Origin of the sequence: Niabella sp. (assembly GCF_030150205.1) — a bacterium.
Taxonomy (GTDB): Bacteria; Bacteroidota; Bacteroidia; order Chitinophagales; family Chitinophagaceae; genus Niabella.
The window spans coordinates 160643-184445 of sequence record NZ_JASLGT010000017.1; the positions used below are offsets into that span (position 1 = coordinate 160643).

The 23803-nt window shown below is 46.5% G+C and carries 21 protein-coding genes and 1 tRNA gene; 7 read left to right on the forward strand and 15 right to left on the reverse strand.

The window, feature by feature from the left end:
- Positions 1-27: 27 nt before the first annotated feature.
- Together Q1V85_RS14490 and Q1V85_RS14495 are read left to right on the forward strand one after the other, a co-directional pair.
- Positions 28-771 carry a copper homeostasis protein CutC gene (locus Q1V85_RS14490; protein ID WP_300601127.1) on the forward strand — a complete coding sequence of 248 codons (744 nt, stop codon included), beginning with the start codon at positions 28-30 and terminating at the stop codon, positions 769-771.
- A 19-nt stretch (positions 772-790) separates the two neighbouring features.
- Positions 791-1132 carry a DMT family protein gene (locus tag Q1V85_RS14495; RefSeq protein WP_300601130.1) on the forward strand — a complete coding sequence of 114 codons (342 nt, stop codon included), beginning with the start codon at positions 791-793 and terminating at the stop codon, positions 1130-1132.
- Between the two features lie 157 nt (positions 1133-1289).
- Here the strand turns inward: Q1V85_RS14495 and Q1V85_RS14500 are convergent, their stop codons facing one another.
- The 7 genes from Q1V85_RS14500 to Q1V85_RS14530 all read right to left on the reverse strand — a co-directional run bounded on the left by Q1V85_RS14500 (position 1290) and on the right by Q1V85_RS14530 (position 11346).
- Positions 1290-3521, reverse strand: a complete 2232-nt coding sequence (locus tag Q1V85_RS14500) for a sodium-translocating pyrophosphatase (RefSeq protein ID WP_300601132.1) — start codon at positions 3519-3521, stop codon at positions 1290-1292.
- A gap of 266 nt (positions 3522-3787) precedes the next feature.
- Positions 3788-5290 carry an NAD(P)H-hydrate dehydratase gene (locus tag Q1V85_RS14505; RefSeq protein ID WP_300601134.1) on the reverse strand — a complete coding sequence of 501 codons (1503 nt, stop codon included), beginning with the start codon at positions 5288-5290 and terminating at the stop codon, positions 3788-3790.
- A gap of 435 nt (positions 5291-5725) precedes the next feature.
- On the reverse strand, positions 5726-7078 hold the full coding sequence (locus Q1V85_RS14510) for a hypothetical protein (RefSeq protein WP_300601136.1): 1353 nt from the start codon (positions 7076-7078) through the stop codon (positions 5726-5728).
- Between the two features lie 9 nt (positions 7079-7087).
- A complete protein-coding gene (locus Q1V85_RS14515) occupies positions 7088-7648 on the reverse strand; it encodes an RNA polymerase sigma factor (RefSeq protein ID WP_300601138.1) in 561 nt (186 codons plus the stop codon).
- 102 nt (positions 7649-7750) lie between these two features.
- Positions 7751-8461 carry a DUF4397 domain-containing protein gene (locus Q1V85_RS14520; RefSeq protein WP_300601139.1) on the reverse strand — a complete coding sequence of 237 codons (711 nt, stop codon included), beginning with the start codon at positions 8459-8461 and terminating at the stop codon, positions 7751-7753.
- A gap of 175 nt (positions 8462-8636) precedes the next feature.
- On the reverse strand, positions 8637-10268 hold the full coding sequence (locus Q1V85_RS14525) for a sodium/sugar symporter (RefSeq protein ID WP_300601141.1): 1632 nt from the start codon (positions 10266-10268) through the stop codon (positions 8637-8639).
- 202 nt (positions 10269-10470) lie between these two features.
- On the reverse strand, positions 10471-11346 hold the full coding sequence (locus Q1V85_RS14530; protein WP_300601143.1) for an inositol oxygenase family protein: 876 nt from the start codon (positions 11344-11346) through the stop codon (positions 10471-10473).
- A 217-nt stretch (positions 11347-11563) separates the two neighbouring features.
- Here Q1V85_RS14530 and Q1V85_RS14535 point away from each other — a divergent pair, with 217 nt between their 5' ends.
- From Q1V85_RS14535 to Q1V85_RS14545, 3 genes are all read left to right on the forward strand, one after another.
- Positions 11564-12466 (forward strand): Rpn family recombination-promoting nuclease/putative transposase, encoded by a 903-nt coding sequence (locus Q1V85_RS14535; RefSeq protein ID WP_300601146.1) that lies wholly within the window; start codon positions 11564-11566, stop codon positions 12464-12466.
- Between the two features lie 283 nt (positions 12467-12749).
- Positions 12750-14543, forward strand: coding sequence for a translation elongation factor 4 (gene lepA, locus Q1V85_RS14540; protein WP_300601148.1), 1794 nt, complete (start codon positions 12750-12752; stop codon positions 14541-14543).
- A gap of 84 nt (positions 14544-14627) precedes the next feature.
- Entirely contained in the window at positions 14628-15308 is a 681-nt protein-coding gene (locus Q1V85_RS14545; RefSeq protein WP_300601150.1) for a 2-C-methyl-D-erythritol 4-phosphate cytidylyltransferase, read from the forward strand.
- Between the two features lie 60 nt (positions 15309-15368).
- Here the strand turns inward: Q1V85_RS14545 and Q1V85_RS14550 are convergent, their stop codons facing one another.
- Genes Q1V85_RS14550 through Q1V85_RS14570 form a run of 5 tightly spaced genes read right to left on the reverse strand, consistent with a single transcriptional unit; the run spans position 15369 to position 18770 of the window.
- The gene (locus tag Q1V85_RS14550) at positions 15369-16289 is read right to left on the reverse strand and encodes an NADP-dependent oxidoreductase (protein WP_300601152.1); all 921 of its coding nucleotides are present in this window, start codon (positions 16287-16289) and stop codon (positions 15369-15371) included.
- A 6-nt stretch (positions 16290-16295) separates the two neighbouring features.
- Entirely contained in the window at positions 16296-16658 is a 363-nt protein-coding gene (locus Q1V85_RS14555) for a TfoX/Sxy family protein (protein ID WP_300601154.1), read from the reverse strand.
- 37 nt (positions 16659-16695) lie between these two features.
- The gene (locus Q1V85_RS14560) at positions 16696-17931 is read right to left on the reverse strand and encodes a sigma-70 family RNA polymerase sigma factor (protein ID WP_300601155.1); all 1236 of its coding nucleotides are present in this window, start codon (positions 17929-17931) and stop codon (positions 16696-16698) included.
- A 4-nt stretch (positions 17932-17935) separates the two neighbouring features.
- A complete protein-coding gene (locus Q1V85_RS14565; RefSeq protein WP_300601157.1) occupies positions 17936-18277 on the reverse strand; it encodes a YciI family protein in 342 nt (113 codons plus the stop codon).
- 31 nt (positions 18278-18308) lie between these two features.
- Positions 18309-18770, reverse strand: coding sequence for a carboxymuconolactone decarboxylase family protein (locus Q1V85_RS14570; protein WP_300601159.1), 462 nt, complete (start codon positions 18768-18770; stop codon positions 18309-18311).
- 142 nt (positions 18771-18912) lie between these two features.
- Here Q1V85_RS14570 and Q1V85_RS14575 point away from each other — a divergent pair, with 142 nt between their 5' ends.
- The gene (locus Q1V85_RS14575; RefSeq protein ID WP_300601161.1) at positions 18913-19857 is read left to right on the forward strand and encodes a GNAT family N-acetyltransferase; all 945 of its coding nucleotides are present in this window, start codon (positions 18913-18915) and stop codon (positions 19855-19857) included.
- A gap of 110 nt (positions 19858-19967) precedes the next feature.
- Here Q1V85_RS14575 and Q1V85_RS14580 read toward each other — a convergent pair whose 3' ends face one another.
- The 3 genes from Q1V85_RS14580 to Q1V85_RS14590 form a co-directional block, all read right to left on the reverse strand.
- Entirely contained in the window at positions 19968-21359 is a 1392-nt protein-coding gene (locus Q1V85_RS14580; RefSeq protein WP_300601162.1) for a sugar transferase, read from the reverse strand.
- Positions 21359-22336 (reverse strand): Gfo/Idh/MocA family oxidoreductase, encoded by a 978-nt coding sequence (locus Q1V85_RS14585; RefSeq protein WP_300601164.1) that lies wholly within the window; start codon positions 22334-22336, stop codon positions 21359-21361. The genes Q1V85_RS14580 and Q1V85_RS14585 overlap by 1 nt, the downstream gene beginning before the upstream one ends.
- 146 nt (positions 22337-22482) lie before the next feature.
- Positions 22483-22553: transfer RNA gene (locus Q1V85_RS14590), tRNA-Gln, on the reverse strand.
- Positions 22554-22742: 189 nt separating this feature from the next.
- Here Q1V85_RS14590 and mdh point away from each other — a divergent pair.
- Complete coding sequence (gene mdh, locus Q1V85_RS14595) at positions 22743-23672, forward strand: malate dehydrogenase (protein WP_300601167.1); 930 nt, start codon at positions 22743-22745, stop codon at positions 23670-23672.
- The last annotated feature ends 131 nt before the right edge of the window (positions 23673-23803 follow it).

Here is a 23803-nt window from a genome sequence, read left to right on the forward strand (position 1 = left end):
CACTAACAACATCTTACCAACCCCCACATGTCTCATATATATAACGACTTCACCATTGAAATAGCTACAACCGATTTTGAATCGACAAAGAACGCTGTTGCGGGAGGTGCCGATCGCATTGAACTTTGCGCCAACCTGGGCGAGGGAGGTACCACCCAGTCTTATGGTGTGATCAAAACCTGCCGGGAAAAATTTGATCTGCCCATTTATCCGATTATCCGGGTAAGGGGTGGCGATTTTTTATATACCGATGATGAATTTGAATGCATGCTGGCAGATGCCATTAATTGCAAGGCACTGGATTGCGATGGAGTGGTCATTGGTTTTTTAAAAGCCAACGGGGAGATTGATACCGATCGCACCGCGCGGATTGTTGAAGCCGTGTATCCATTGGGCGTTACCTTTCACCGGGCATTTGACCGGTGTAAAAATCCCCTCGAAGCCCTTGAGCAGATCATTAAAACCGGATGTGAACGGATCCTCACCAGCGGACAGGAATTAACGGCCATTCAGGGTGCTCCGCTGATCCGCCAACTGCAGGAGCAGGCCGCGGGGCGGATTATCATCATGCCCGGGAGCGGTGTGCGCGCTGATAATGTAAAGGCCCTTGCCAAAGATACCGGATGCATTCAGTTTCATAGTTCGCTCCGGGAAATGATTTCTTCAAAAATGAAATTCAGCACACCGGCCTTTATGAATGATACCGAAAGCATCCGGCATTCCGGTATCGATCCCGTGGCGGTTACTGCTTTTAAAAAAGCGCTGAGCTAAATTCTAAATCCGGTCCGGAATGTATTACAGAACCATCCTTTTGCTGATTTGTTCCAATGTTTTTATGACATTGGCCTGGTATCATCATCTGAAGAATGAAAACTGGCCTTTGTGGAAGGCGATCCTGCTAAGCTGGCTGATTGCATTTTTTGAATACTGTTTGGCCGTACCCGCCAACCGCCTGGGGCAAAAAGCAGGCGTGAACCTGTTTCAGCTTAAGATCACGCAGGAAGTCATCACCCTGGGGGTGTTTACCATTTATGCGGTTGCATTTGCCAATAATGCCTTTCACTGGAAATACCTGGTGAGCTTTTTATTGATGATTGGTGCGGTATACTTCGTGTTTGCAGACATCAAATAGTGAATGAGCCACAGAGGCGCCGAAACACAGACTAATTTTTCTATTCGCACTTGCGGCCCCAAAAACCATCCAGTGCTTCTGTGTTTCAGCGGCACTTTCCCAATAAAAAAGGTTGCTTCTTTGCAGAAACAACCTGAATCTATTTTAACGATTGCTGTTATTTTGAGATACCGCTGAAGTTTGCGGCGATTTTACCGGAAGCGACCGTTGTATTTTTGGTCATTTCCTGTTTCACCGGTGCCGGCTGTTTGGCAACATTTCCTTCAACCTGTGCAAGCGTAGGCGCAATAACCAGGGATACGATCGACATCAGTTTGATCAGGATATTCATAGACGGACCGGAAGTATCTTTGAACGGATCACCCACCGTATCGCCGGTTACAGATGCTTTATGCGGATCCGATTTTTTGTGGAACATTTCCCCGTTGATCTCTACGCCTTTTTCAAATGATTTTTTGGCATTATCCCAGGCGCCGCCGGAATTATTCTGGAACATGCCCAGCAATACACCGGATACGGTTGCACCTGCCAGGAAACCACCCAGGGCTTCTGCACCAAATCCGGGTAAAAAGCCGATGATGATGGGGGAGATAATAGCAATGGCACCCGGTACCACCATCTTTTTCAAAGAAGCTTCCGTAGAAATGGCCACACATTTATCGTATTCCGGGGTTGCTGTGCCTTCCATGATCCCGGGAATAGTGCGGAACTGCCGTCTTACTTCTTCCACCATGGCCATCGCCGCTTCGCCTACTGCCCGGATGGCCAGTGCCGAGAAAATAAACGGAATCATGGCACCCAGGAAAAGACTGGCCAACACATTCGCCTTATAAATATCGATGCCCTTAATACCGGCTACTCCAACAAATGCCGCAAACAACGCCAGCGCGGTTAATGCTGCAGAAGCGATGGCAAACCCTTTACCGGTAGCAGCAGTAGTATTTCCAACGGCATCCAGCACATCGGTTTTTTCACGTACTTCTTTGGGCAATTCACTCATTTCGGCAATGCCTCCTGCATTGTCAGCAATCGGACCAAATGCGTCAATGGCCAGCTGCATGGCAGTGGTTGCCATCATAGCGGCCGCTGCAATGGATACCCCATATAAACCGGCGCATTTGTAAGACGCTACAATGCCTGCGGCTAAAACCAGGATGGGTAAAAAGGTAGACTCCATACCTACGGCCAAACCGCCGATCACATTGGTGGCATGCCCGGTAGATGATTTTTTAATAATAGAGTTTACCGGGCGCTTGTCCATCGCCGTGTAGTACTCGGTGATGATCGTCATTAAAGCACCTACAGCCAGTCCTACCACAATGGCGCCCATTACCCCGTTTTGGGTAAATGTAAAACCGCGCAATACCATTTGCTCCGGCAGGATCCAGTAAACCAATCCGGCAGATGCTACCGCAGTTAATATAATAGAGCCCCAGTTACCCATGTTCAATGCTTTCTGAACCGTTTTAGTGCTGATGCCCGCATTTTCGCTGATCTTTACGAAAAAAGTACCGATAATCGAAAACAAAATGCCAATGCCGGCAATCAGCATCGGCAATACTACGGGAGAATAACCTCCCAGGAAATCGGCACCATCCGCTACATCGATCTGCTGTCCAAGAACGATGGTGGCCAGTACCGTAGCTACATAAGACCCGAAAAGATCGGCACCCATACCCGCTACGTCGCCCACGTTATCACCCACATTGTCGGCAATGGTGGCGGGGTTGCGGGGATCATCTTCAGGAATGCCTTTTTCTACTTTACCCACCAGGTCGGCACCCACATCAGCAGCCTTGGTATAAATACCACCACCCACACGGGCAAATAACGCAATGGATTCTGCCCCCAGTGAAAAGCCGGTCAGCACTTCAATGGTGGTCAGCATTTCGGAGGAATTAAGGTCGGCATCCGGCGCAAAAAAATGTTTCAGGATAATATACAAACCACCCAAACCCAGTACCGCCAGTCCGGCTACACCAACACCCATTACCGCACCGCCGCCAAAAGAAACATTCAGCGCTTTACGCAGGCTGGTTCTGGCCGCGTTGGCTGTACGTACATTGGCAAAAGTAGCAGCCCGCATGCCGATGTAACCTGCTACGGCGCTTAATACAGCTCCAATAACAAAGGATACGGATATCATCCAGTGGGAGTGCGGGTTGGCATTGGCCAATACACCCAGTAAAATGGCAACAATTACCACAAAGTAGCCGAGGATCTTCCATTCGGCTTTTAAGAAAGCCATAGCGCCCTCAGCAATGTGGTTACTGATCTCTTTCATTTTTGGTGTTCCTGCATCTTGTTTAACAACCCATCGAAATTTTAATAAAGTGTAAATGAGGCCGATGATAGCCATTAGAGGTACTAAATAGATCAGATGTTGCATATAAATTTTCTACATTAATATATTATATAAGGCATAAGCAAGGTTGCAAATATAAGTGTTGCATTCAATAAGTGGAATCTTATTTTTAATGTGGCAATTAGACGTTTTTTGAGCAGATAACTGTTTTTATTTAAACTTTTAAATCATTTATAAATCTTTTTTGAAAGCTTTGAAAAAGAGGGAGAAAGAAGGCTTATTCCGGCAAAAAATTCCCCACCGGCGGCTTAAAATTGCGGCAAATGAAACAGGTGTTACCGGTTGCATTTTTATAGCAGTTTTTCAAAGGCTTTTCCAATATGTTCAATGATGTCTGTGGCAATCATGGCATCCATTCCCAGGGCGGTGGCGGCAAAATCGCCCGCCAGTCCGTGCATAAATACACCCAGGATCGCCGCTTCTTTTGAGGTATAACCCTGCGCCATCAAACTGGTCAGCATTCCCGTAAGTACATCGCCGCTGCCGCCTTTCGCCATGCCGGCATTGCCCGATATATTGAAAAAGCCGGTACCATCGGGCAGGGCCACCAGTGTGCGGTGTCCTTTTAATACAATTACAATATTAAATTCCACTGCTTTAGAAATAGCTACCTCTATTTTTTTAAAGTCGTTTTCATAGGTTCCAAACAGACGGGCAAATTCTTTTGGGTGCGGTGTAAGAATGCTGTCTGGCCGCAGCAGGTTTAAAAGCTCTGGAGTTTCGGCTATAATGTTTAAGGCGTCGGCGTCCAGTACGAAACGGCCGGTGATCCGTTCCAGCAACTCGCGTAAAAAGAACCGGGTTTTGGTGGCGGTTCCAATGCCTGGTCCAACCCCGATTGCCGAAAAATGACCGGCCGGATAACCCAGCTGTGTAATGCAGGTGGCGTCGGCATCCGGTAGTACCATGGCTTCCGGGGCGGCGGTTTGCATAATGGATACGCTTTTCTCCGGTACATGTACGCTTACCAACCCGGCTCCGGATCTCAGGCAGGAGCGGGTACTGAGGAGCGCCGCGCCGGTTTTGCCATAACTGCCGGCAATGATCAGGGCATGCCCAAAATTGCCTTTGTGGGCAAATGCTGCCCGTGGCCGGTATATCCGCCGTGCCAATGCCTGGTTGATGATATGGAACGGAGTGCTTACAAGATCCGGGAAGGATGGATGAAGGTTGATGTCCATCAAATGCACCTGTCCGAAAAAAGCTTCATTTTCGGCAACAAGGAACGCCATTTTGAGCGTCTGGAAGGTGAGCGTATGCCGCGCCCGTACAATGCTTTGATTTTGGGATGACTGGTCACAAAACAGGCCGCTGGGGATATCGATGGCAATGGCAGGAGCCAGGGCATTGTTTAAATGCGTAACCAGGAGTGCCGCCAGGCCGGTCAGTCCCCGGTTCAAACCCGTACCAAAGAGTGCATCGATGATCATGCAGGATTCCGGGATCACGGGAAAATCCTGCTCCGACCGCAGCTGATAAATGGGAATGGCGGACAGGTGGTGCAGGATATTGAAATTGGAAATATAGTCATCCGACCCTTTGGCATCTGATTCCAGGATAAAGACCCTGGCCGTTTTGCCGGAGTTGTAAAGCAGCCGGGCAATGGCCAGGCCGTCGCCCCCGTTGTTGCCCTTTCCGCAAAAAATATAGTATACGTCTGCCAGGGTATTCTGAAGCAGCCAGCGGGTACAGGCATTGGCAGCACGCTCCATCAGCTCCAGAGAAACGATGGGTTCATGTTCCATGGTATAAGTATCCCAGTCCCGTATTTGTGCTGCACTCAGTAATTTCATGGCTGATCCTAAAGATAGGAATCTTTAGCATACTAAAAACAGGCAGGCGATTTACCAGGAGATAACAGGAGGCGCTTCAGGCTTTTGCAGTATTCCCGGACGGCGCGCCGGGAGTTCCTCCATCGCTGTAAGTTTCCTGGTTTCAGATGGTGCGCTGCTTTGCAGGAACAGCAAAAGTTTGTGTACAAAAGATTTGTGTACAAGGATTTTGTACACAAAAAAGCTGTACACAAAAACACGGCGGGCAGATTTGTGTACAAAAAGTGTTATTCACAAAAAAACTGTAAACAAGCGGTGATCCGGGTCCTGATCCTTGCTGTATATAAATAAGACAAACCCGGAGGCCTCTGGTGGTATTCAAAATATAGCAGCCATAAAAAAGCTGCACCCTGTTCTGATGCAGCCTGGATAAACTATAACTAAAAAAACAAGATCCTAAAAATCAAACTTCAGCCGGATACCCATACCTGTGTAATTGAGTTTCTGATCTGAAACGGTTTTCATCGGTACTTTCAGGAAGGGTTCAATGGCTACATTGTTTTTGGACGTGATCTTTTGTTTGTAGCCCATCGACAGGTTATAGAAGCCTATAAACGGAGTGCGCTCTTTTTGAGAAGCTTCCGGTGCGGCGTTGGAAGTGGCATATTCCATTGTTCGCATATTTTTATCTTCCTGGAGAATGCCTTCATTATTTTCTACCGAAACTCTTGTGTTTGTGCTGGTTACGTAAGTGTATTGAGTATTATCCTTTACAACAACAAGGCCTGAAACACCGGCACTTGCATAAAGATTTTTTGAAATGTTATAGCTGATGTCTACGGGAATATCAAACCCGCTTACCGCTGCTCTTACCGTTTCGAGCTGTGGTTTGGAAACAGCGGCGTCCGCATTAACCAGACTTCTGGCTGCCAAAAGCGCATTGCTTCCTGAACCACTGAGCGAAGCATTGGAGGGGGGAGCTGTTACATCAAAATCCCTTGAGGCGGTCAGTTTGTTATGGGCAACACCGGCACTTACTTTTATCCGGTCGTTAACGGCATAACCCAGGGAGATACCGTAACCTACATTCACATCCGTTTCTCCAAACATGGGTGAAATATAAAGGCTGGGGGTCCATTTTTTTGAATGTTCCCGCTCCCGGGCCGGTGTGGGAAACTGCGCCGCCAACGACGAATAGGAATTGTCAGGATGAGAAGGGGCATTATAGGGAGCCGGTCTGCCAGGCTGAACGGGGCGCTGCGCCGGTGGATTATCGACCGGCGGAGACTGTTTCACCGGTTCCTGACCGGCTGGTGCGCCGGCGGACGGATTGGGGTTTGCCGGAAGTTCGGGCGTTTCTTTTACCGCATCGTTCTGTGCCAGCTGTCCCTGCTTACTTACAGGATAGGAAGAAATAACAGTGCCGGCTTCTTTTTCGGGTATCAAACCATGGTTTTCAGGTGATGGATCGCCGGTTGCTGAAAGATCCGGCCGGGAAGGTGTGGATGTGATTGCTTTTTCAGGAGCTGGCGCTGTTTTTTCGGGATGGGAATGTTCGCCGTTTGCGAGATTTCCCTGCTGTTTGCCGCCGGTGGTAATGAAATAGTTGGCGATCAGAAATACGCCTGCAAGAACTGCCGCCGCAACAGCAATTCTTCTCCATAAAGGAACAATCCGCGCCGGTTTGGCCGGAGCAGCCTGCAGGTGCTGCCGGGAAAATTGTTCCCAGGCACCTGGCCGGTACTCCTCCTCCTGATCCCGGAGCACGTCCTTAATGTGTTTTAAAAAATCATCCTGATGGTCTTCCATGACTTTTTATTAAAAATGTTTTATATAAAGCGCTTTTAATTTATTCTTTGCTCTCGAAAGATATACCCGGCAGACATTTTCGGAAATCTGCAGTAAGCGGGCAATTTCTTCGTGGCTGAATCCTTCGATTTCGTATAAATTAAAAACAGTTTTTTGAATTTCTGGTAATTGGTTCAGCAAGGACATGATATCTTTTACCTCGCTGGTGTGCACCCCGGAGGGCTGCTGTTCCGGAAAATGATTCTCCGACGGCTCCTCCTGCAAAAAGTTCATTTTCTTCTTCCTCAAAAAATCAATGGCGGTCCTGGATTCGATTTTTGCCACCCAACCTCTAAAAGATTGTTCGATATCTGAAGAAAAACCTGGGGCTTTAAATGTGTTCAGGTTATTAAAAATTTTTACAAAAGAGTCATTCACAAGCTCTTCCATTACATGATAATCATTTACATAACGCCTCACCACGCCTTTTATAAAGCCATAATAGCCTTTATAAAGCGCTTCTTTATGCGGTACTGAGTCCTGCTCGCATTTTTTCAGCACCAGTTCCAGTTCGGCGTTCTGTATTCCCAATTCCCTTTTTATGTTTTACACTCTTCTTTAAATATAGCAAAAATCAGTCAGCCTGTTTTTGACAACGGCGGACTGATTTTTTATGGAAACGTATGGGATATACTAATAATAATGCGCCATTAACTCTACAATAAGTTTCCCGTTGTCTGTATTCATCGACTTAAAGCCTGTTGTCCAGATAGTATATTGATTTCCATTAAATAAATTCTTTGTATCCGATGTTGCCAGTACTGTGTTCGTGCCCGCGGCCCTTGCCTCAAATTTGATATCCTTATCGGATTTAAAGCTGACAAAGGTACTTACATTTTTGTATCCGATATTTTGAGCTATGGGCTTGGTATTTCCTTGCAGGTAAAGGTCAATGGCGCCGGCATCCGGGCTCATATTGGCAAAGCGCAGTAAAACAGAATCTGCTTTGGGCTCTATTACGCTGTCGCGCACCAGCACGGCATCCATTTTGCTTAAGGTATCCACTAAAAATACGGAATAGCGCTTGCGGGGCTCAAAGGTCATGTTTTTTGAAATCAGGACTTTCGATTCACCTCTGTTAAACACGTAGAGCTTCCGGTTGCCGGAGTATACGGGTGTATAATTGGTCCGGTACTTATAATTGAACTCGTTCAGCAACCAACGCTGGGTTCCCTCAAATTGGATATCCAGCGGCATGCCCAGCGGAGCGCCATTGATAATGCTTACTGCTGCGGCATTTTGAAATTCGGGACTGTCATAATAACTATCCTTGTGTTTTAAGCAGGAGCCCAGGAACACAACGGTTAATAGTAAAAGACCAGCCAGGGAAACTTTTTTCATCATTTTAATATTTTGAGGAATACACATATTGTTCTGTCTGAAGTAACGCAGCAACGGACAAAAACGCAACATCAGAGCACGAAAAATCTGCCGGATAGGACAAAATACGCCTGAAACAAGCCGATACTTGTTCCGGATCAAGTTTTAATAGTAGAAAATACCTTTAATATAGAAAGGGTTACCAGAAAGCGGTATACAGGGCCGCCAGGATGCCGCAGATAAGTACCGAACCCATCAGGAACTCCGGAGAAACCCGGAAAAGCCGTTTGTCTAATTCGATGGAAGCGGTAACCGCAGTTTTCTGCGGGGATAAAAGGCTGATGACCGCCATTAAAAGTACCACGCAGAAAAAAGTAATGGTCATCCGGTCGAGAAAGGGATAGTCCGGAAAGGCACCACGGGTCCAAACCGGCAGGAATTTGAGCACGGTAGAAATCGGAATGGTAAGCAGTGCACCGGCCAGGGCCGCACCGGCAGTGGTGCGCTTCCAGAACATACCCAGCAGAAAAATGGCCAGCACCCCCGGAGAAAAAAAGCCTACATATTCCTGGATGAACTGGTAGGCCTGGTCCAGCGACCTGAGCGCCGGTGTTACCAATGCGGCCAGTACCATTGCTGTAATAACCGCCCAACGTCCAACACGTACCAGCTTTTGTTCGGAGGCTGCCTTGTTAAAGAATTTTTTATAGATATCCAGCGAAAAAATGGTCGAAATGCTATTGGCTTTTCCGGCAAGGGAGGCCACAATGGCTGCTGTAAGAGCGGCAAAAGCCACACCTTTCAGGCCGGCCGGCAGCAGGTTCATAAGGGTGGGATAGGCATGGTCCGGTTTTACTGTTCCGGCTGCGTCGGCCATTTCTGCCTGGAACATGCCATTCTTATATAATACGAACATGGTAATGCCCGGCAATACCGCAATAACGGGTATCAGCAGCTTTAAAAAGGCAGCAAAAAGAATCCCTTTCCTTGCGGTCTTTAAGTCGGCTCCCAATGCGCGTTGTACAATGTACTGGTTACAGCCCCAATAGGCCAGGTTATTGATCAGCATACCACCAATGAGCACCGACATCCCCGGCAACTCGTAATAATGCGGATCATCTTTTTTAAAGATCATGTGGAAATGGGTGGGGGCTTCTTTTCGTAAAATGCCCAGTGCCTTCCAGATATTCCCATCAAAACCAAAGCGGTCGGCCAGCAGGGAAAGCGCCAGGTAGGTAGTGATCAGCCCGCCAATGATCAGTACGATCACCTGTACCACATCTGTATAACCGATCACCTTCATACCACCCAGGGTTACCAGAACAGAAAATACACTTAACCCGACGATAGCGGCTTCAAAGCTCAGGTTACTGATCGATGAAATGGCCAGGGCTCCCAGGTAAATGATCGAGGTGAGGTTTACAAAAACGTATACCAGCAGCCAGAAGATCGCCATAATGGTACTTACCTTATCATTGTACCGTACCGAAAGAAACTGCGGCATGGTAAAGATCTTGTTCTTCAGATATACCGGTATGATAAAGATAGCCACAATGATGAGAGTGGCAGCGGCCATCCATTCGTAAGAGGAGATGGCCAGTCCCAATGCAAAGCCGGATCCGCTCATACCGATAAAATGTTCGGCAGATATGTTGGATGCAATCAGTGAGGCCCCGATGGCCCACCAGGTCAGCGAACCTTCTGCCAGAAAAAAATCCTTTGAACTGGTAGTAGCCGATTTTTTACGCCGGTAAACGTAATATCCGTAGGCAGATACGCCCGCAAAATAGATCAGGAATACAAAATAGTCCAGTGGTTGTAATTGATGCATCAGCGATCGTTTGGCTTAATGGAGTGGGAAGGATTTGAGAAAACAAACGGCAATCATCATTACCTTTCCAGTTAAAGACGGGTTTACCGCTGTTTAGGGGACCAGGCAGGTTTCGTTATGCTCGTTGAACATGTAACATCCTGGAAAGGGACGGATCTACCGGCATTCGGCATCCGGAAACCGGCAGATCCTGTGCTTCCCGTCAGAATTTTAATGTGGAAGGAAGATAGCTCTTTACGAGGTTCTCATAATAGGGCTGTAATTTTTTCCAATCCGGCGGTTCCGGATTTTTTGAATACAGATCATAGGGATTGAACATTTTTACCCATTTCAGCATTTTCTTATCATGATCATCGGTTAAATATTCGTAAGCCCCTTCGCGGTGCCAGGCATAAAAAGAATGGTAGCGAAGCATATACAACCCTTCTTCCGGCAGATGTTCTTTCATGATCTGGTAAATGTATTCATCATGTCCCCAGGACATGGTTACGTTGCGCAATCCACATCCCGCCTCATATACGCCCAGCTTGGTACTGTACCGGGGATTATCGAAATCGGGGTTCTCCTTAAAAAATTCCGGATAGACGATCTTATCGGAATATGCGCATCCCACGGGAAATGTATCACCTACCACGGCCCATTGCGGCTCGCCAAAGAGACAAAGCACTTTACCCATATCGTGCATAAGTCCTGTAAGTACCATCCAGTCCGGATGCCCGTCTCTGCGGATGGCTTCGGAAGTTTGCAACAGGTGCTGAAACTGGTCGAGGTCCGTGTCGGGATCTGAATCATCGACCAGCTGGTTTAAAAAATCAAATGCATCCCAAACTGTCATTTCCTTCCGGTTGAACTTGAGAAAATCGGCCCTTTTTTTCATTACGAAATCGTGGGTTTGGAAGGTATGGTTCAGGCGATAAAATTCTTTTACGGTATCCCGCTGAGGATCTTCATAATTCCTGTATTCCTCTGTACCTTTTGATGTGGCAATGGTTTCAGGATCGGGGTACCTGCGCAGCAAATCATCTTCCCATTCATCAAGACTGGCCAGGGGGGCATTTTCCGAGTTTGTTGTACTCATGATGGCGGTTTAAAAATTAATAGATTTCGAATCGTTTAGTCCTTCTAAACTAATCATTTTATTTTAAACGGGAGATGAATTTTGGGATTTTACCCGCAGCCACCGGTAATTTTAACAGAATAGAAATGCTCCACTCCAGCGCATCCGGCCGGTTTTGTGATTTTGAAATTCATATTTTAAAATAAATATATGTTTTAATAAATTCGTATCTTTAGGTATGGCTACTATGAAAAACCTGTCGATGGCCCCGATAGGCCGGTACATCGACCCGCTGACTGACTTCGGATTCAAAAGGATATTTGGTTCAGAACCGCACAAAGATCTGCTGATCGCTTTTTTAAATGAGTTGTTTAAAGGCCGCAAAGTCATACGCGACCTGGTGTATAATCCGCAGGAAAGCGGCGGTCCGGCGAAGCATCATCGAAAAACCATTGTTGATCTTATATGTACGGGCATGGAAGGTGAAACTTTTATCATTGAAATGCAACGGGCGGGTCAGAAATTTTTTACAGACCGGGCTGTTTTTTATACGGCCAGCAAACTACAGGCACAAGGGCCAAAGGGTAGTAAGCATTGGAACTTTGAATTAAAGGAGGTCTATTTTGTAGGGTTAACAGATTTTAATTTTAAGCATTCCCGCCCTGGAAAGTACCTGCACCATGCGCGGCTGATTGAAGAAGAAACCGGGGAAGTATTTTATAACAAGCTGGGGTTTATATTTTTAGAGTTACCCAATTTTAACATGGGACCCACAGAGCTCGAAACCGACCTCGAACGTTGGATGTATATATTGCGGAATATGGCACAATTAGATAAAATTCCGGTAAATTTGCATCAGGAGATATTTAAGAAGCTGTTTAAAATAGCTGAAATCGCTAATCTAAAAAAGGAGGAATATATGTTGTACCAAAAAGATGTTTTAGATAAATGGACCGAGTACTCCGTGTTAGAAACTGCCGAAGAAAAAGGATTGGAGAAAGGCGCAGCACAAAAGGGCTATGAAGTTGTATGTAACCTGCTCTCCGGCACTAATTTCGATGTTGCCAAAATTGCAGCACTGGCAGGCGTTACTGAGGCGTTTGTAAAAAAAGTAAAAATATCCCTGAAAGAGAGAAAATAAAAATATCAAAAAGTGATTGTAAGCTGTTCCTGTTATGGTAACAGCTTTTTTTATGGACCAAACGCTGCCGCCGGAAGCCCGTATAGAAGGGTTAATCTTAAATTGAATGTTGCTGCTTCATCATAACCGCTTTCAAAAACCATGGTTGGTTGGATGGTGCTTGCCAGGCTTTTTTAATCTATACTAACGACTGATAGTGTTCTGCTGATTGCCAAACCCGAAATTCCCCCGGAATTCCTCCAAAAGGCGTACCTTTGCAGCCCTTGAAAATGAGGGTATCAGCATGAAGAATATACGGAATTTTTGTATTATAGCACATATCGACCACGGCAAAAGCACCCTGGCAGACCGTCTGTTACAGGCCACCAATACCATCAGCGACCGTGAAATGATGGACCAGGTACTGGATGATATGGACCTGGAACGGGAAAAGGGCATTACTATTAAAAGCCATGCCATCCAGATCAATTACCGGTCTAAAGCCGGTGAAGACTACGTGCTGAACCTTATCGACACCCCGGGTCACGTAGATTTTAGCTACGAAGTGAGTCGCGCCCTTGCGGCCTGCGAAGGGGCCCTGCTCCTGGTGGATGCCACACAGGGAATACAGGCACAAACCATCAGTAACCTGTACCTGGCAATTGATAACGACCTGGAAATTATTCCGGTGATCAATAAAATTGATATGGACGGGGCCATGATCGACGAGGTGAAAGACCAGATCATTGACCTGATCGGTTGCAAACCCGAAGATATTTTACTGGCCAGCGGAAGAACGGGGTTGGGCATTGATGCGGTGCTGGAGGCCATTGTAGAAAAAATTCCGGCGCCCAAGGGTGATCCGCAGGCTCCGTTACAGGCCCTGATCTTTGATAGTGTGTTCAACAGTTTCCGGGGAATCATCGTTTACTACCGGATCCTGAACGGAGCACTGAAAAAGGGCGATAAAGTGAAGTTTGTAAGTACCGGACAGGAATATGAGGCGGATGAGATCGGTATCCTGAAACTGAAAATGACCGAACGGAATGAAGTGCGTGCAGGGGATGTGGGCTATATCATTACCGGTATCAAAAATGCCAAAGAAGTAAAAGTAGGGGATACCATTACCCTGGCCGGCAATGCCAGTCCGGTGGCCATTAAGGGATTTGAAGAAGTGAAGCCAATGGTATTTGCTGGTATTTACCCGGTAAATACAGATGAGTTTGAAGAACTGCGGGATTGCATGGAAAAACTCCAGCTGAATGATGCTTCACTGACCTTTGAGCTTGAAACCTCTCAGGCGCTGGGATTTGGTTTCCGGTGCGGCTTCCTTGGAATGCTGCATATGGAGATCATACAGGAGCGGCTGGAGCGGGAATTTAACCAAACCGTAATTACTACGGTACCCAACGTTAGCTTTATTGCACACACTACAAAGGGTGAAACCATCATTGTAAACAATCCTACCGAATTTCCGGATCCTGTAAAAACAGACCGGATCGAGGAACCTTATATTAAGGCACAGATCATTACGAAACCGGATTATATCGGTAATATCATGACCCTTTGCCTGGGGAAACGGGGTATCCTGATCAACCAGAGTTACCTGACCACAACGCGGGTGGAACTGATCTTTGAAATGCCGCTGACAGAAATCGTATTCGATTTTTACGATAAACTGAAATCCCAGACGCGGGGCTATGCATCCTTTGACTACCATCCTTTGGGATATCGCGAAAGTGATATCGTAAAAATGGATATCCTGCTGAACAATGATAAAGTGGATGCGCTGAGTGCATTGATTCACCGGGGACGCGCACAGGATTTCGGAAGAAAACTTTGCGAAAAGCTGAAGGAGCTGCTGCCGCGTCAGCAATTCCAGATCGCCATACAGGCGGCCATTGGAGCCAAGATCGTAGCCCGGGAAAACATCTCCGCTATGCGAAAAGATGTTACCGCCAAGTGTTACGGAGGAGATATCAGCCGGAAACGGAAACTGCTGGAAAAACAAAAAGAAGGAAAAAAACGGATGCGCCAGATCGGTAACGTAGAGGTTCCGCAGGAAGCATTCCTGGCGGTGTTAAAGCTGGATGATTAAGAAAAGTGAATAGGCGATAGTTAATAGTGAGGGATGCTGAACGCATAATGCTGAAATCAGAAATCCCAAATCAGAAATTAGAACATGAAGAAGACAGCGGTTATTGTAGCAGGAGGTGCGGGTACGAGAATGGGGGTGGAGTTGCCCAAACAATTTTTATTATTGAAAAACAAGCCTCTTTTATACTATACAATCGATACGTTTTTAAAGGCCTATGAAGACCTGGATATTATTCTGGTATTACCGGAGGCGTATACCGATATGGGCCAGGAAATCATTGATGCCTATTTTGATAAAGACCGGGTTCGTATTACCATTGGCGGTGCTACCCGTTTTGAATCGGTTAAGAATGGCTTACAGCTGGTAGAAGATGAAGCCATTATTTTTGTACATGATGCCGTACGGTGCCTGGTTTCGCCGGAGCTGATCCGTCGTTGCTATGAGCAGGCTGTTGAAACCGGCAGTGCGATCCCGGTGGTTACTGCCAGCGATAGTGTCCGGTTACTTACAGAAGACGGCAGCGATGCACTGGACCGCCAAAAAGTAGTGCTGGTGCAAACTCCGCAGGTATTTCACAGCAAACTGCTGATCCCCGCTTTTTCAATTGAGCAGAAAGAAAAATTTACCGATGAAGCTTCTGTTGTGGAAGCTTTTGGTATGAAGGTTTCCCTGGTGGAAGGTGAAAAGAACAATATCAAAATTACGCACCCGATCGATCTGATGACCGCGGAGCAATTGCTCCATAGCAACCCGGCTTCGCGCTGATAAACCTGCTATGACCAGTACCCGTTCGCCGCATAGGTGACCGTCATTCCCATATATTGATCAGGGATTCAAGAGCAGTTTTCCTGTACGATGGCCGGTTTTGATTGTTTGAAGAGCCTCTTTGGCATCGGACAGCACATATACTTTTTCTATCGTTACTTTTAAAACGCCATCCGCCAGTTGCTGCATTATTTTTTCCAGGCGTTCGGCATTGGGACCACCAAAGATCATTTTTGCATGTACCTGGTGTTGCGCCGCCTTTTCTTCAGAAGGTGGCTGTACCAGGCTGATGAGCCGGCCGCCTTGTTTAAGCACTGTGAAAGAATCTTCCTGGGTTTTACCCCCGATGGTATCGAGTACGAGATCTAAATCTTTGGCAAATTTGGTAAAATCCTGTGTGGTGTAATCAATAAAAATAGCTGCTCCCAGGTCTTTGATCCGCTCCTCATTTTTTCCGGACCCAGTGGCGATAACATGGGCACCAGCTGCTTTTGCCAGCTGTACAGCCATGGCGCCAATGGCCCCGGATGCCCCATGAACCAGGATTGTTTCACCGGCTTTTAATCCGCCCTCATCCAGGATCGCCTTTGAGGCGGTAAGTGCTGCTACCGGAATTGCAGCCGCAGCTTCAAAAGAAACGGCCCCCGGTTTTTTCACTACATCGGTTGCTTTTACCACCGCGTATTCGGCATAGCAACCACCAAAGCTGCCCAGGTTACCGCAAACCGCATCGCCGGGTAAAAAACCGGTAACGCCTTCGCCGGTAGCTTCCACGATACCAGAAAGTTCAGAACCGGGTATTACCGGAACCTGAACACCTACCTCTTTTCCATATACTTCTACAACCTTACGATCGTAAGGGTTTACGGCGGCAAAAACCACTTTGATTAATATTTCACCCGCCTGCGGCTGTGGAACCGGAACCTCTTTAAATTGCAGGTTATCGATACTTCCGAATTGTTCAAGAACGATCGCTTTCATTCGTTGTTATTTATGCGTCTGTTGACTTCTTTTTCTTTTTTTTGATGTACTGGCTGTTTCGTTATAGGCCGTCGCCAGTCCAATCCAGTATTGAAAATCTTTTTTTGTTTTTAGCAGAGAGACAGGAACATATAAATAGCCCCGAACCACTTTATCCCGGTGCATCATTTCGCGAAAATTGCCGGAGGCTGCCAGTGCATCATGCAACTCCGGGTCGAAGCGGCACAATAGTTCCTCATTGCGCACACCCAGCAGCATTTTATCATTCATCATAAATGCCAGTCCCTGAAAGGCTGGTTTTTCCTCGATACCAGGAAATATAGAAAGGTGGGCCCGTACTTTTTCGGCCAGTGCTTCATCGTATGCCATAACATGGAGCCTTATATAATTGAAACGTCCCTCTAAGTTAGCGCTTCTCTTCCAGTTCTGTTATTTTTTTCTGGATCAGCTGACGGTCACTTTCAGAATGCGCCATCCCTTTTGCCGTTTGTAAAAGTGTTTTGGCTTTTGCGGGATCAAGGTGCTCGTAAAGTTTGCCCAACAGTACAAAATAAAAATGATTGTCGGTCAGTTTTAGTTTTTCTGCCTCAGCAATGGCTTCGTTAATGCTGTTAGCCTTGGCCAGAGCATAAGTACGGTTAAGGGCCGCTATGGGGGTGTATTCCAGCATCAGCAACTTGTTGTACAATTGCAGGATGGCTTCCCATTTTTCTTTTGAATCTTCGGGATGGGTGTGCCAATATGCAATACCTGCTTCCAGGTGAAATTTGCTTACCTGGCTGCCGTTTGCAGAGCTGTTGAGATAAAAAATGCCTTTTTCAATCAGGTCTTTATTCCAAAGCCGGATATCCTGGTCTTCATAGAGGATGATTTCACCGTTACTATTGATACGGGCTTCAAAGCGGGATGCATGAAAGCACATCAATCCCATCAGTGCGTTTGTGGCCGGTGTATGAGTAAGCGGGTTCCCCAGTAATAGCAAACAAAGGCGCATCGCTTCCATGCAGCAGTCTTTTTTCAGGGGGTGATCTCCGGAAATCGAATAATATCCCTCGTTAAATAACAGGTAAAGCGTTGTTAATACGGTCTCCATCCGCTCTGCCACCATCTGAACGGTAGGCGAAGCAATAGCAATATTTTCTTCCCGCAATTTTTCTTTGGCACGTTTCAGCCTTTTGTAAACGGTTTCCTTATTGGTTAAGAAGGCATCGGCTATTTCCTGTACGCCAAAACCACAAAGCAGGTTTAATGCCAGGGCGATCTGCGCCTCCCGGGAAACAGAAGGATGGCATACGGTAAAGATCATGGCCAGCTGGCTGTCGGCAATAGCCGTAGTAGAGAGGTCGATATCTGTTTCGGTTTCTACAGCCTGGGACCTCAGGTCAACGGCGATCTTTTTTTCAAAAAGCTGGTGGCGTTTTAAATAGTTGCGGGTTTTGTTTTTTGCAACAGTATACAACCAGGCGGCGGGATTTTCCGGAACACCTTTCATTCCCCAAAGTTCTGCAGCTGTCAGAAAGGTATCGCTTACGATATCTTCCGCTACTTCTATATGGTCCATACCGAAATGATTACAGAGTACAGCAATGATCTTGCTGTACTCTGTACGGAATAAATGGGGGAGCAAACCAGTTTGTTCCATGATCTTACATTACACTGATTTCACGAACTTCTACGGAACCTCCGATTTGATAAACGGGGCATCCCATTGCTATTTCAGCTGCTTCATCAATGGTAGCGGTTTTCACCACAATATAACCTCCCAGGCTTTCTTTTATTTCGCAAAAAGGTCCGTCGGTGATCAGGTTGCCGGGCCGGATCACGCGTCCGCCGGTTTCGAGCCGGTTGCCCCGGTCGGCCAGTTTATTTTGCGCGGCAATACCGCCGATCCAATCCATCCACTTTTTGGTCATGGATTGCAGTTCTTCCGGGGAGCGCTTGGCATATTCCACGTAATCGGCACGAAACAGAAATAAAAAATCTTTCATAAATCTAATTTTAAAATTTTGTAACTATTGTTTATGCAAACTGTCCCACTTTATAAGCGCCTACGGGTGCACCAAACGCAATATTGAAGCGGTTATAGGTATTAATAGTGGTTACCGCAAGGGTCAGGTCTACCAATTCTTTTTCAGTAAAAAGGGCAGCTGCTGTTTTATATACGTCGTCCGGTACCAGGGTGCTGCTTAGTTTGGTCAATGCCTCCGCCCAGGCCAATGCAGCGCGCTCTTTATCGCTGTAAAAGGGTGCTTCTCTCCAGGCATCCAATACATACAGACGTTGCTCGGTTTCCCCGCCGGCCCGGAGGTCTTTGGCGTGCATATCCAGGCAAAAGGCACAACCATTGATCTGTGATACCCGGAAATAGATCAAATGCAACAATTGCTGATCGAGCGTGGTTTGCTTCAGGTACCTTCCTACAGGGTACAGTGTAGATAATGCGTCTTTTCCTGTTTCTGTGAATTTGATTCTTTGTTCCATGGTTTCAATTTTTTTTTCCCGTTGTGCGGGACGGTTATTAAATGTTTTATACTACCATAACAACCGGGTGGTTTGAAATTGGACAAATCTTAAAAAAAAAATATAAAGATGATAAATTTGAACAACAAATAACCCATTTTGCATGCGTATGTTTATTAAGGACCATATTCGCCTGGTGAAACGGAGGGATCTGGATGCTGGAAAATGGAACTCCTGTATATCCAACGACCCAAACGGGGTTATTTACGGACGCACCTTCTTCCTGGATGCCGTGGCAAAAAACTGGGATGGACTTGTTTTAAATGATTATGAAGCCGTGATGCCGCTGGTCTGGAATCAAAAATATGGGTTGCAGTATCTGTATCAACCATTCTTTACAAACGCCCTGGGTATCTTTTGTAAAAATGCCGAAGCTGAGCTGGTAAGCCGCTTTTTACAGTCAATACCACGAAAAGATGTTTACTGGGACATCGCCCTGAAAGAATCGAACTGCTTTCAAAATATTACGGCAGGACGTCCTTTAAAAATAACAACGCGCGCAAATCATCTGCTGCCTCTTTTTGACGCTTATCCTGCCATTTTTCGTGGGTATGCACGGTCGGCAAAACGAATGGTCCGGAAAGCAGCTGCTGCAGGAATGTATATAGAGCGGCAAGTGGCTATCCCGGAAGTGATCAGGGCCTATATTGCCGAATATGACAGCAAGGTTGGCGGGTTGGCGGCAGATGCTTATGAACGCATTGAAGCCAGTGCGCTCGAAGCTGAAAAGAGGGGCATGGCTGAGGGATACTATGTGCGCTTCCCCGACGGCCGGATTGCTGCTTTTTTAGTATTGTTTAAAGATGAACGTTACCTATATACGGTATTGGGAGGTGCCACAGAACAGGGGAAGCAGCACGGCGCGTTCTATCAATTGATTGACGCAATTATCCGGGACCATTCAGGTGCGGACCGGATATTGCGCTTTGAGGGGTCTGACCTGCCGGGCGCCGCACAGTTCTTCATGAAGTTTGGTGCTGAAAAGATCAGCTATTTCAGGATAATTATGAACCAGCTTCCCCTGCTGATCCGGTGGTTAAAAAAATAGGGTTATACCCGGCATAAAATGGGAATCATGGAGCCTGTAGCTGTGTACGGTTGTTTATCAGCGGATCGTACCTGCCGGAGTTTAAAGCCGGCATAACAAATGTCATTTGGCTATTTCCCTTTTCCCTGTAAAAGGATCCGAAACGTATGCAATAAAATTTTGAGGTCCAACAGGAGCGAGATATTTTCGATATACATCAGGTCGTAGCGGTTGCGTTCGATCATTTCTTCGAGGTTTTCCGCATAGCCAAACTGCACCATTCCCCAGCTGGTAAGGCCGGGCCGGGCCTTCAATACGTACTTATAAGAAGGGAATTGTTTTATGACCTGGTTAATAAAATAGGCCCGTTCCGGCCGGGGGCCTACCAGGCTCATATCACCTTTCAGAATATTCCAGAGCTGGGGAAGCTCGTCGAGCCGCCATTTGCGCATAATTCTTCCCCAGCGGGTAATGCGCGGATCATTTTTGGAGGATAGCAGGGGTGTGCCGGTTTCGGCATGCAGGTACATCGATCTGAATTTATAAAGTATGAAGGGCTTTCCCTTGTACCCGATCCGTTCCTGCTTGTAGAAGATGGGGCCGGAACTGCTCAGTTTTACCCGCAGGGCCACAAAAAGATATAGTGGAAATAAAAAAATCATACCCCAAAAGGCAACGGCTACATCCAGTACTCTTTTAATATTCGACTGCCAGTTGCTGAGCAGGGTATTGGGGATGTTTACAAGTCCTCCGCCAAGCAGGCTGCCGATCTTTACCGAACCGGAAAGGATATCGATTGTTTTGGGAACGAGGTTAATCTCTACGTCTTTTTCGCTCAAACGGCTTACCAGGTCCTCAACCGGCAGTGCAAAGGATGCACTGTTATTGTTGATGATCACCATTTTTACGTTATGCTGCGAAATAACCGTTTCCAGTTCCGGCAATGCACCCAACCGCGGCAGGTGAACAGCCGCTGCGTGCGATCCTGGCAGCGGCTCTATATAACCCACATAGTGAAAAGCCGCTTCCGACAAGCCTTTCCCGGTATTTGTTACAACTGCATTTACTGATTGCGCATCACTGAGCAGCAGGGTATTAAAAACAACCGACCTGTTCTTGATCTGCCGCTTCACCACCGTAAGGATCAGTCCCCGGAAAATACAGGTAATGGTGCAATGTAAAATGATGAGCCGGAACAGCAGATGCAGGATGCCGATATATAAATGATATTTTAGCTCAGGAAAAATAAAGATCAGGAAGGTGCTGCCAATAACGGAGCAAACCAGGGTAACCAGGAATTCTTCTGCTCTTGATTTCTTATATAAATTGCCATAGCTGCCTGCCAGTGTAAACAATAAAAGCCACAACACCGGAACAATAAAAAGCGTAACCAGCCAGTCGGCAGGCTCCAGGTTCCCGATGCCTCTGCGCAGCAGGCTGATAAAGATCAGCCAGGATAGTGCTGCTCCCGAATAATCAGCCAGCAGGTACCAGGAAGCGGAAATGCTTTTAGGTTTTTCCACTACTGTTTTATTGTGTTATTGCCAATCTTTTCCAGGATCTGGTGTGCAACATCCATGGCCTTTAGACCATCAATTTCTGATACAACCGTTTGGGTATTGTTTAAAATGGCATCCCGGAATTCTTCCAGCTCTTTTTTAATGGCGTTTACTTCCGGAACCGCCGGGTTCGCCATTGCAATGGTTTTTTTTCCACCGCCAGGCGTATCAATATCAAATGCAAATACATTTTCGTCGGTAACTTCCTTCAGTTTGATGATCTCTGTTTTCTTGTTGAGAAAATCGATCCCGATATAGGCATCTTTTTGAAACAGGCGCATTTTCCGCATCTTCTTCATAGAAATACGGCTGGAGGTGAGATTGGCTACACAACCATTGTCAAATTCGATCCGTACATTGGCGATATCTGGTGTTTCTGTAAGCACCGCCACACCACTGGCTGAAATTCGTTTTACATCGCTTTTTACAATGCTCAGGATAATGTCGATGTCGTGAATCATTAAATCCAGAATCACGCTCACCTCCGTACCCCTGGGGTTGAATTGTGCCAGCCGGTGTACTTCGATGAACATAGGTTTAAGTGACACGTTCTTTAATGCCAGGAAAGCAGGATTAAAACGCTCTACATGTCCCACCTGTAATTTTATATTGGATTCTTTTGCCAGCTTCACCAGTTCCCGGGCTTCTTCCATCGTGTCTGCAAACGGCTTTTCTACAAATACGTGGCGGCCGAGCTTAATGGCTTTTTCACACCATTGGTAATGAAAGGTGGTAGGAGTTACAATATCGATCGCATCGCAAAGCGCCAAAAAAGCGTCCACATCAAAGAAGCGTTTGATGTTATATTTTTCAATAACTTCTTTAGCAGTTTCCTCGTTCGGATCGTAAAACCCAACAACTTCAACTCCCTCAATTTCCAGCCAGTTATTCAGATGAAATTTTCCCAGATGGCCAACGCCAACAATCCCTATTTTTAACATATGTGATTTTGTGTGTTCAAAGATAATTGAATACGATGTATCTATAATAATGCAGGTGCTGCCGTTGCTATAATTTTAGCAGCGTGATGCAGGTTTGGCAGGATCTATACATAAAAAAAACGGTACTAAATATTTAGTACCGTTTGTTGATCCATAAGGATTCGAACCTTAACTGACTGAACCAAAATCAGTAGTGCTACCGTTACACCATGGATCAATCCGCCCTTTGTGCTGACATCTGTCAGATTTGGGATTGCAAATATAGGAAATCAAACGATTGTAACAACATGTTCTGTAATATTTTTTTTGATTTTTTTATTTCTTGAGGGTTTTTATAACGGCATTGGTTTATTGAAACGTAATCAGTTAAATTTGTTTCTATTCAATTCATCTTTAAAACGATTATATGAAAGTTACTGTAGTAGGTGCCGGAGCTGTCGGTGCTACCTGTGCCGACAATATTGCCAGGAAAGAATTAGCATCGGAGCTGGTGCTGCTTGACATTAAGGAGGGCGTAGCTGAAGGAAAAGCTATCGATATGATGCAAACAGCCGCGTTGCTGGGATTTGATACCAAGATCAAAGGGGTTACCAACGATTACGTAGCTACCGAACAATCGGATGTAGTGGTGATCACCTCCGGGCTTCCCCGCAAACCGGGCATGACGCGCGAGGAATTGATCGGCGTTAATGCCGGAATTGTAAAAAGTGTTACCGAAAATATTTTAAAATATTCTCCGGATACCATTATCATTGTTGTATCCAACCCGATGGATACGATGAATTATCTCACACTTCAAACCTCTGGGTTGCCCAAGCACCGCGTGCTGGGAATGGGCGGGGCACTGGATTCTGCACGTTTCCGGTATTACCTGAGCCAGGAGCTGGGATGCTCACCCGGTGACCTGAATGCGGTAGTAATCGGTGGGCATGGCGATACCACCATGATTCCGCTTATTCGCCATGCAACCTGGAACAGCACACCGGTTACAAACTTTCTAACAAAGGAACAGCAGGATAAAATTGTAGCGGATACCATGGTTGGCGGAGCCACGCTTACCAAACTGATCGGCACCTCTGCCTGGTATGCACCTGGTGCCGGAACGGCTGCCATGGTAGAAAGTATTTTGCGGGATGAAAAAAAGCTGATCTCCTGCGGAGTGGCCCTGGAAGGAGAATATGGCCAGAACGATATTTCGCTGGTGGTACCGGTGATCCTTGGCCGTAATGGCTGGGAACGCATTCTCGATTTTAAATTGTCGGATGAAGAGCAGGCGGCCTTTAACAAAAGCGCCGATGCCGTGCGGAATATGAATGATGTATTAAAAACACTTTAATAACGGTTTTATCGATTTGAGATCCCGGCTGCAAAAGGCCGGGATTTTTTGTTGGCGTAGGTGCCGGACGATCTGGCTTTTAGCAAACCGTTTAAGGCAACAGTGCTTTCAGAGGCGGCCAACCGCGGGTA

What these genes read in the sequence shown, in the direction of transcription:
- Q1V85_RS14490 (WP_300601127.1), top strand. Translation starts at nt 28, where the DNA reads ATGTCTCATATATATAACGACTTCACCATTGAAATAGCTACAACCGAT.
- Q1V85_RS14495 (WP_300601130.1), top strand. Translation starts at nt 791, where the DNA reads ATGTATTACAGAACCATCCTTTTGCTGATTTGTTCCAATGTTTTTATG.
- Q1V85_RS14500 (WP_300601132.1), bottom strand. Translation starts at nt 3,521, where the DNA reads ATGCAACATCTGATCTATTTAGTACCTCTAATGGCTATCATCGGCCTC.
- Q1V85_RS14505 (WP_300601134.1), bottom strand. Translation starts at nt 5,290, where the DNA reads ATGAAATTACTGAGTGCAGCACAAATACGGGACTGGGATACTTATACC.
- Q1V85_RS14510 (WP_300601136.1), bottom strand. Translation starts at nt 7,078, where the DNA reads ATGGAAGACCATCAGGATGATTTTTTAAAACACATTAAGGACGTGCTC.
- Q1V85_RS14520 (WP_300601139.1), bottom strand. Translation starts at nt 8,461, where the DNA reads ATGATGAAAAAAGTTTCCCTGGCTGGTCTTTTACTATTAACCGTTGTG.
- Q1V85_RS14525 (WP_300601141.1), bottom strand. Translation starts at nt 10,268, where the DNA reads ATGCATCAATTACAACCACTGGACTATTTTGTATTCCTGATCTATTTT.
- Q1V85_RS14530 (WP_300601143.1), bottom strand. Translation starts at nt 11,346, where the DNA reads ATGAGTACAACAAACTCGGAAAATGCCCCCCTGGCCAGTCTTGATGAA.
- Q1V85_RS14535 (WP_300601146.1), top strand. Translation starts at nt 11,564, where the DNA reads ATGGCTACTATGAAAAACCTGTCGATGGCCCCGATAGGCCGGTACATC.
- lepA (WP_300601148.1), top strand. Translation starts at nt 12,750, where the DNA reads ATGAAGAATATACGGAATTTTTGTATTATAGCACATATCGACCACGGC.
- Q1V85_RS14545 (WP_300601150.1), top strand. Translation starts at nt 14,628, where the DNA reads ATGAAGAAGACAGCGGTTATTGTAGCAGGAGGTGCGGGTACGAGAATG.
- Q1V85_RS14550 (WP_300601152.1), bottom strand. Translation starts at nt 16,289, where the DNA reads ATGAAAGCGATCGTTCTTGAACAATTCGGAAGTATCGATAACCTGCAA.
- Q1V85_RS14555 (WP_300601154.1), bottom strand. Translation starts at nt 16,658, where the DNA reads ATGGCATACGATGAAGCACTGGCCGAAAAAGTACGGGCCCACCTTTCT.
- Q1V85_RS14560 (WP_300601155.1), bottom strand. Translation starts at nt 17,931, where the DNA reads ATGGAACAAACTGGTTTGCTCCCCCATTTATTCCGTACAGAGTACAGC.
- Q1V85_RS14565 (WP_300601157.1), bottom strand. Translation starts at nt 18,277, where the DNA reads ATGAAAGATTTTTTATTTCTGTTTCGTGCCGATTACGTGGAATATGCC.
- Q1V85_RS14570 (WP_300601159.1), bottom strand. Translation starts at nt 18,770, where the DNA reads ATGGAACAAAGAATCAAATTCACAGAAACAGGAAAAGACGCATTATCT.
- Q1V85_RS14575 (WP_300601161.1), top strand. Translation starts at nt 18,913, where the DNA reads ATGCGTATGTTTATTAAGGACCATATTCGCCTGGTGAAACGGAGGGAT.
- Q1V85_RS14585 (WP_300601164.1), bottom strand. Translation starts at nt 22,336, where the DNA reads ATGTTAAAAATAGGGATTGTTGGCGTTGGCCATCTGGGAAAATTTCAT.
- mdh (WP_300601167.1), top strand. Translation starts at nt 22,743, where the DNA reads ATGAAAGTTACTGTAGTAGGTGCCGGAGCTGTCGGTGCTACCTGTGCC.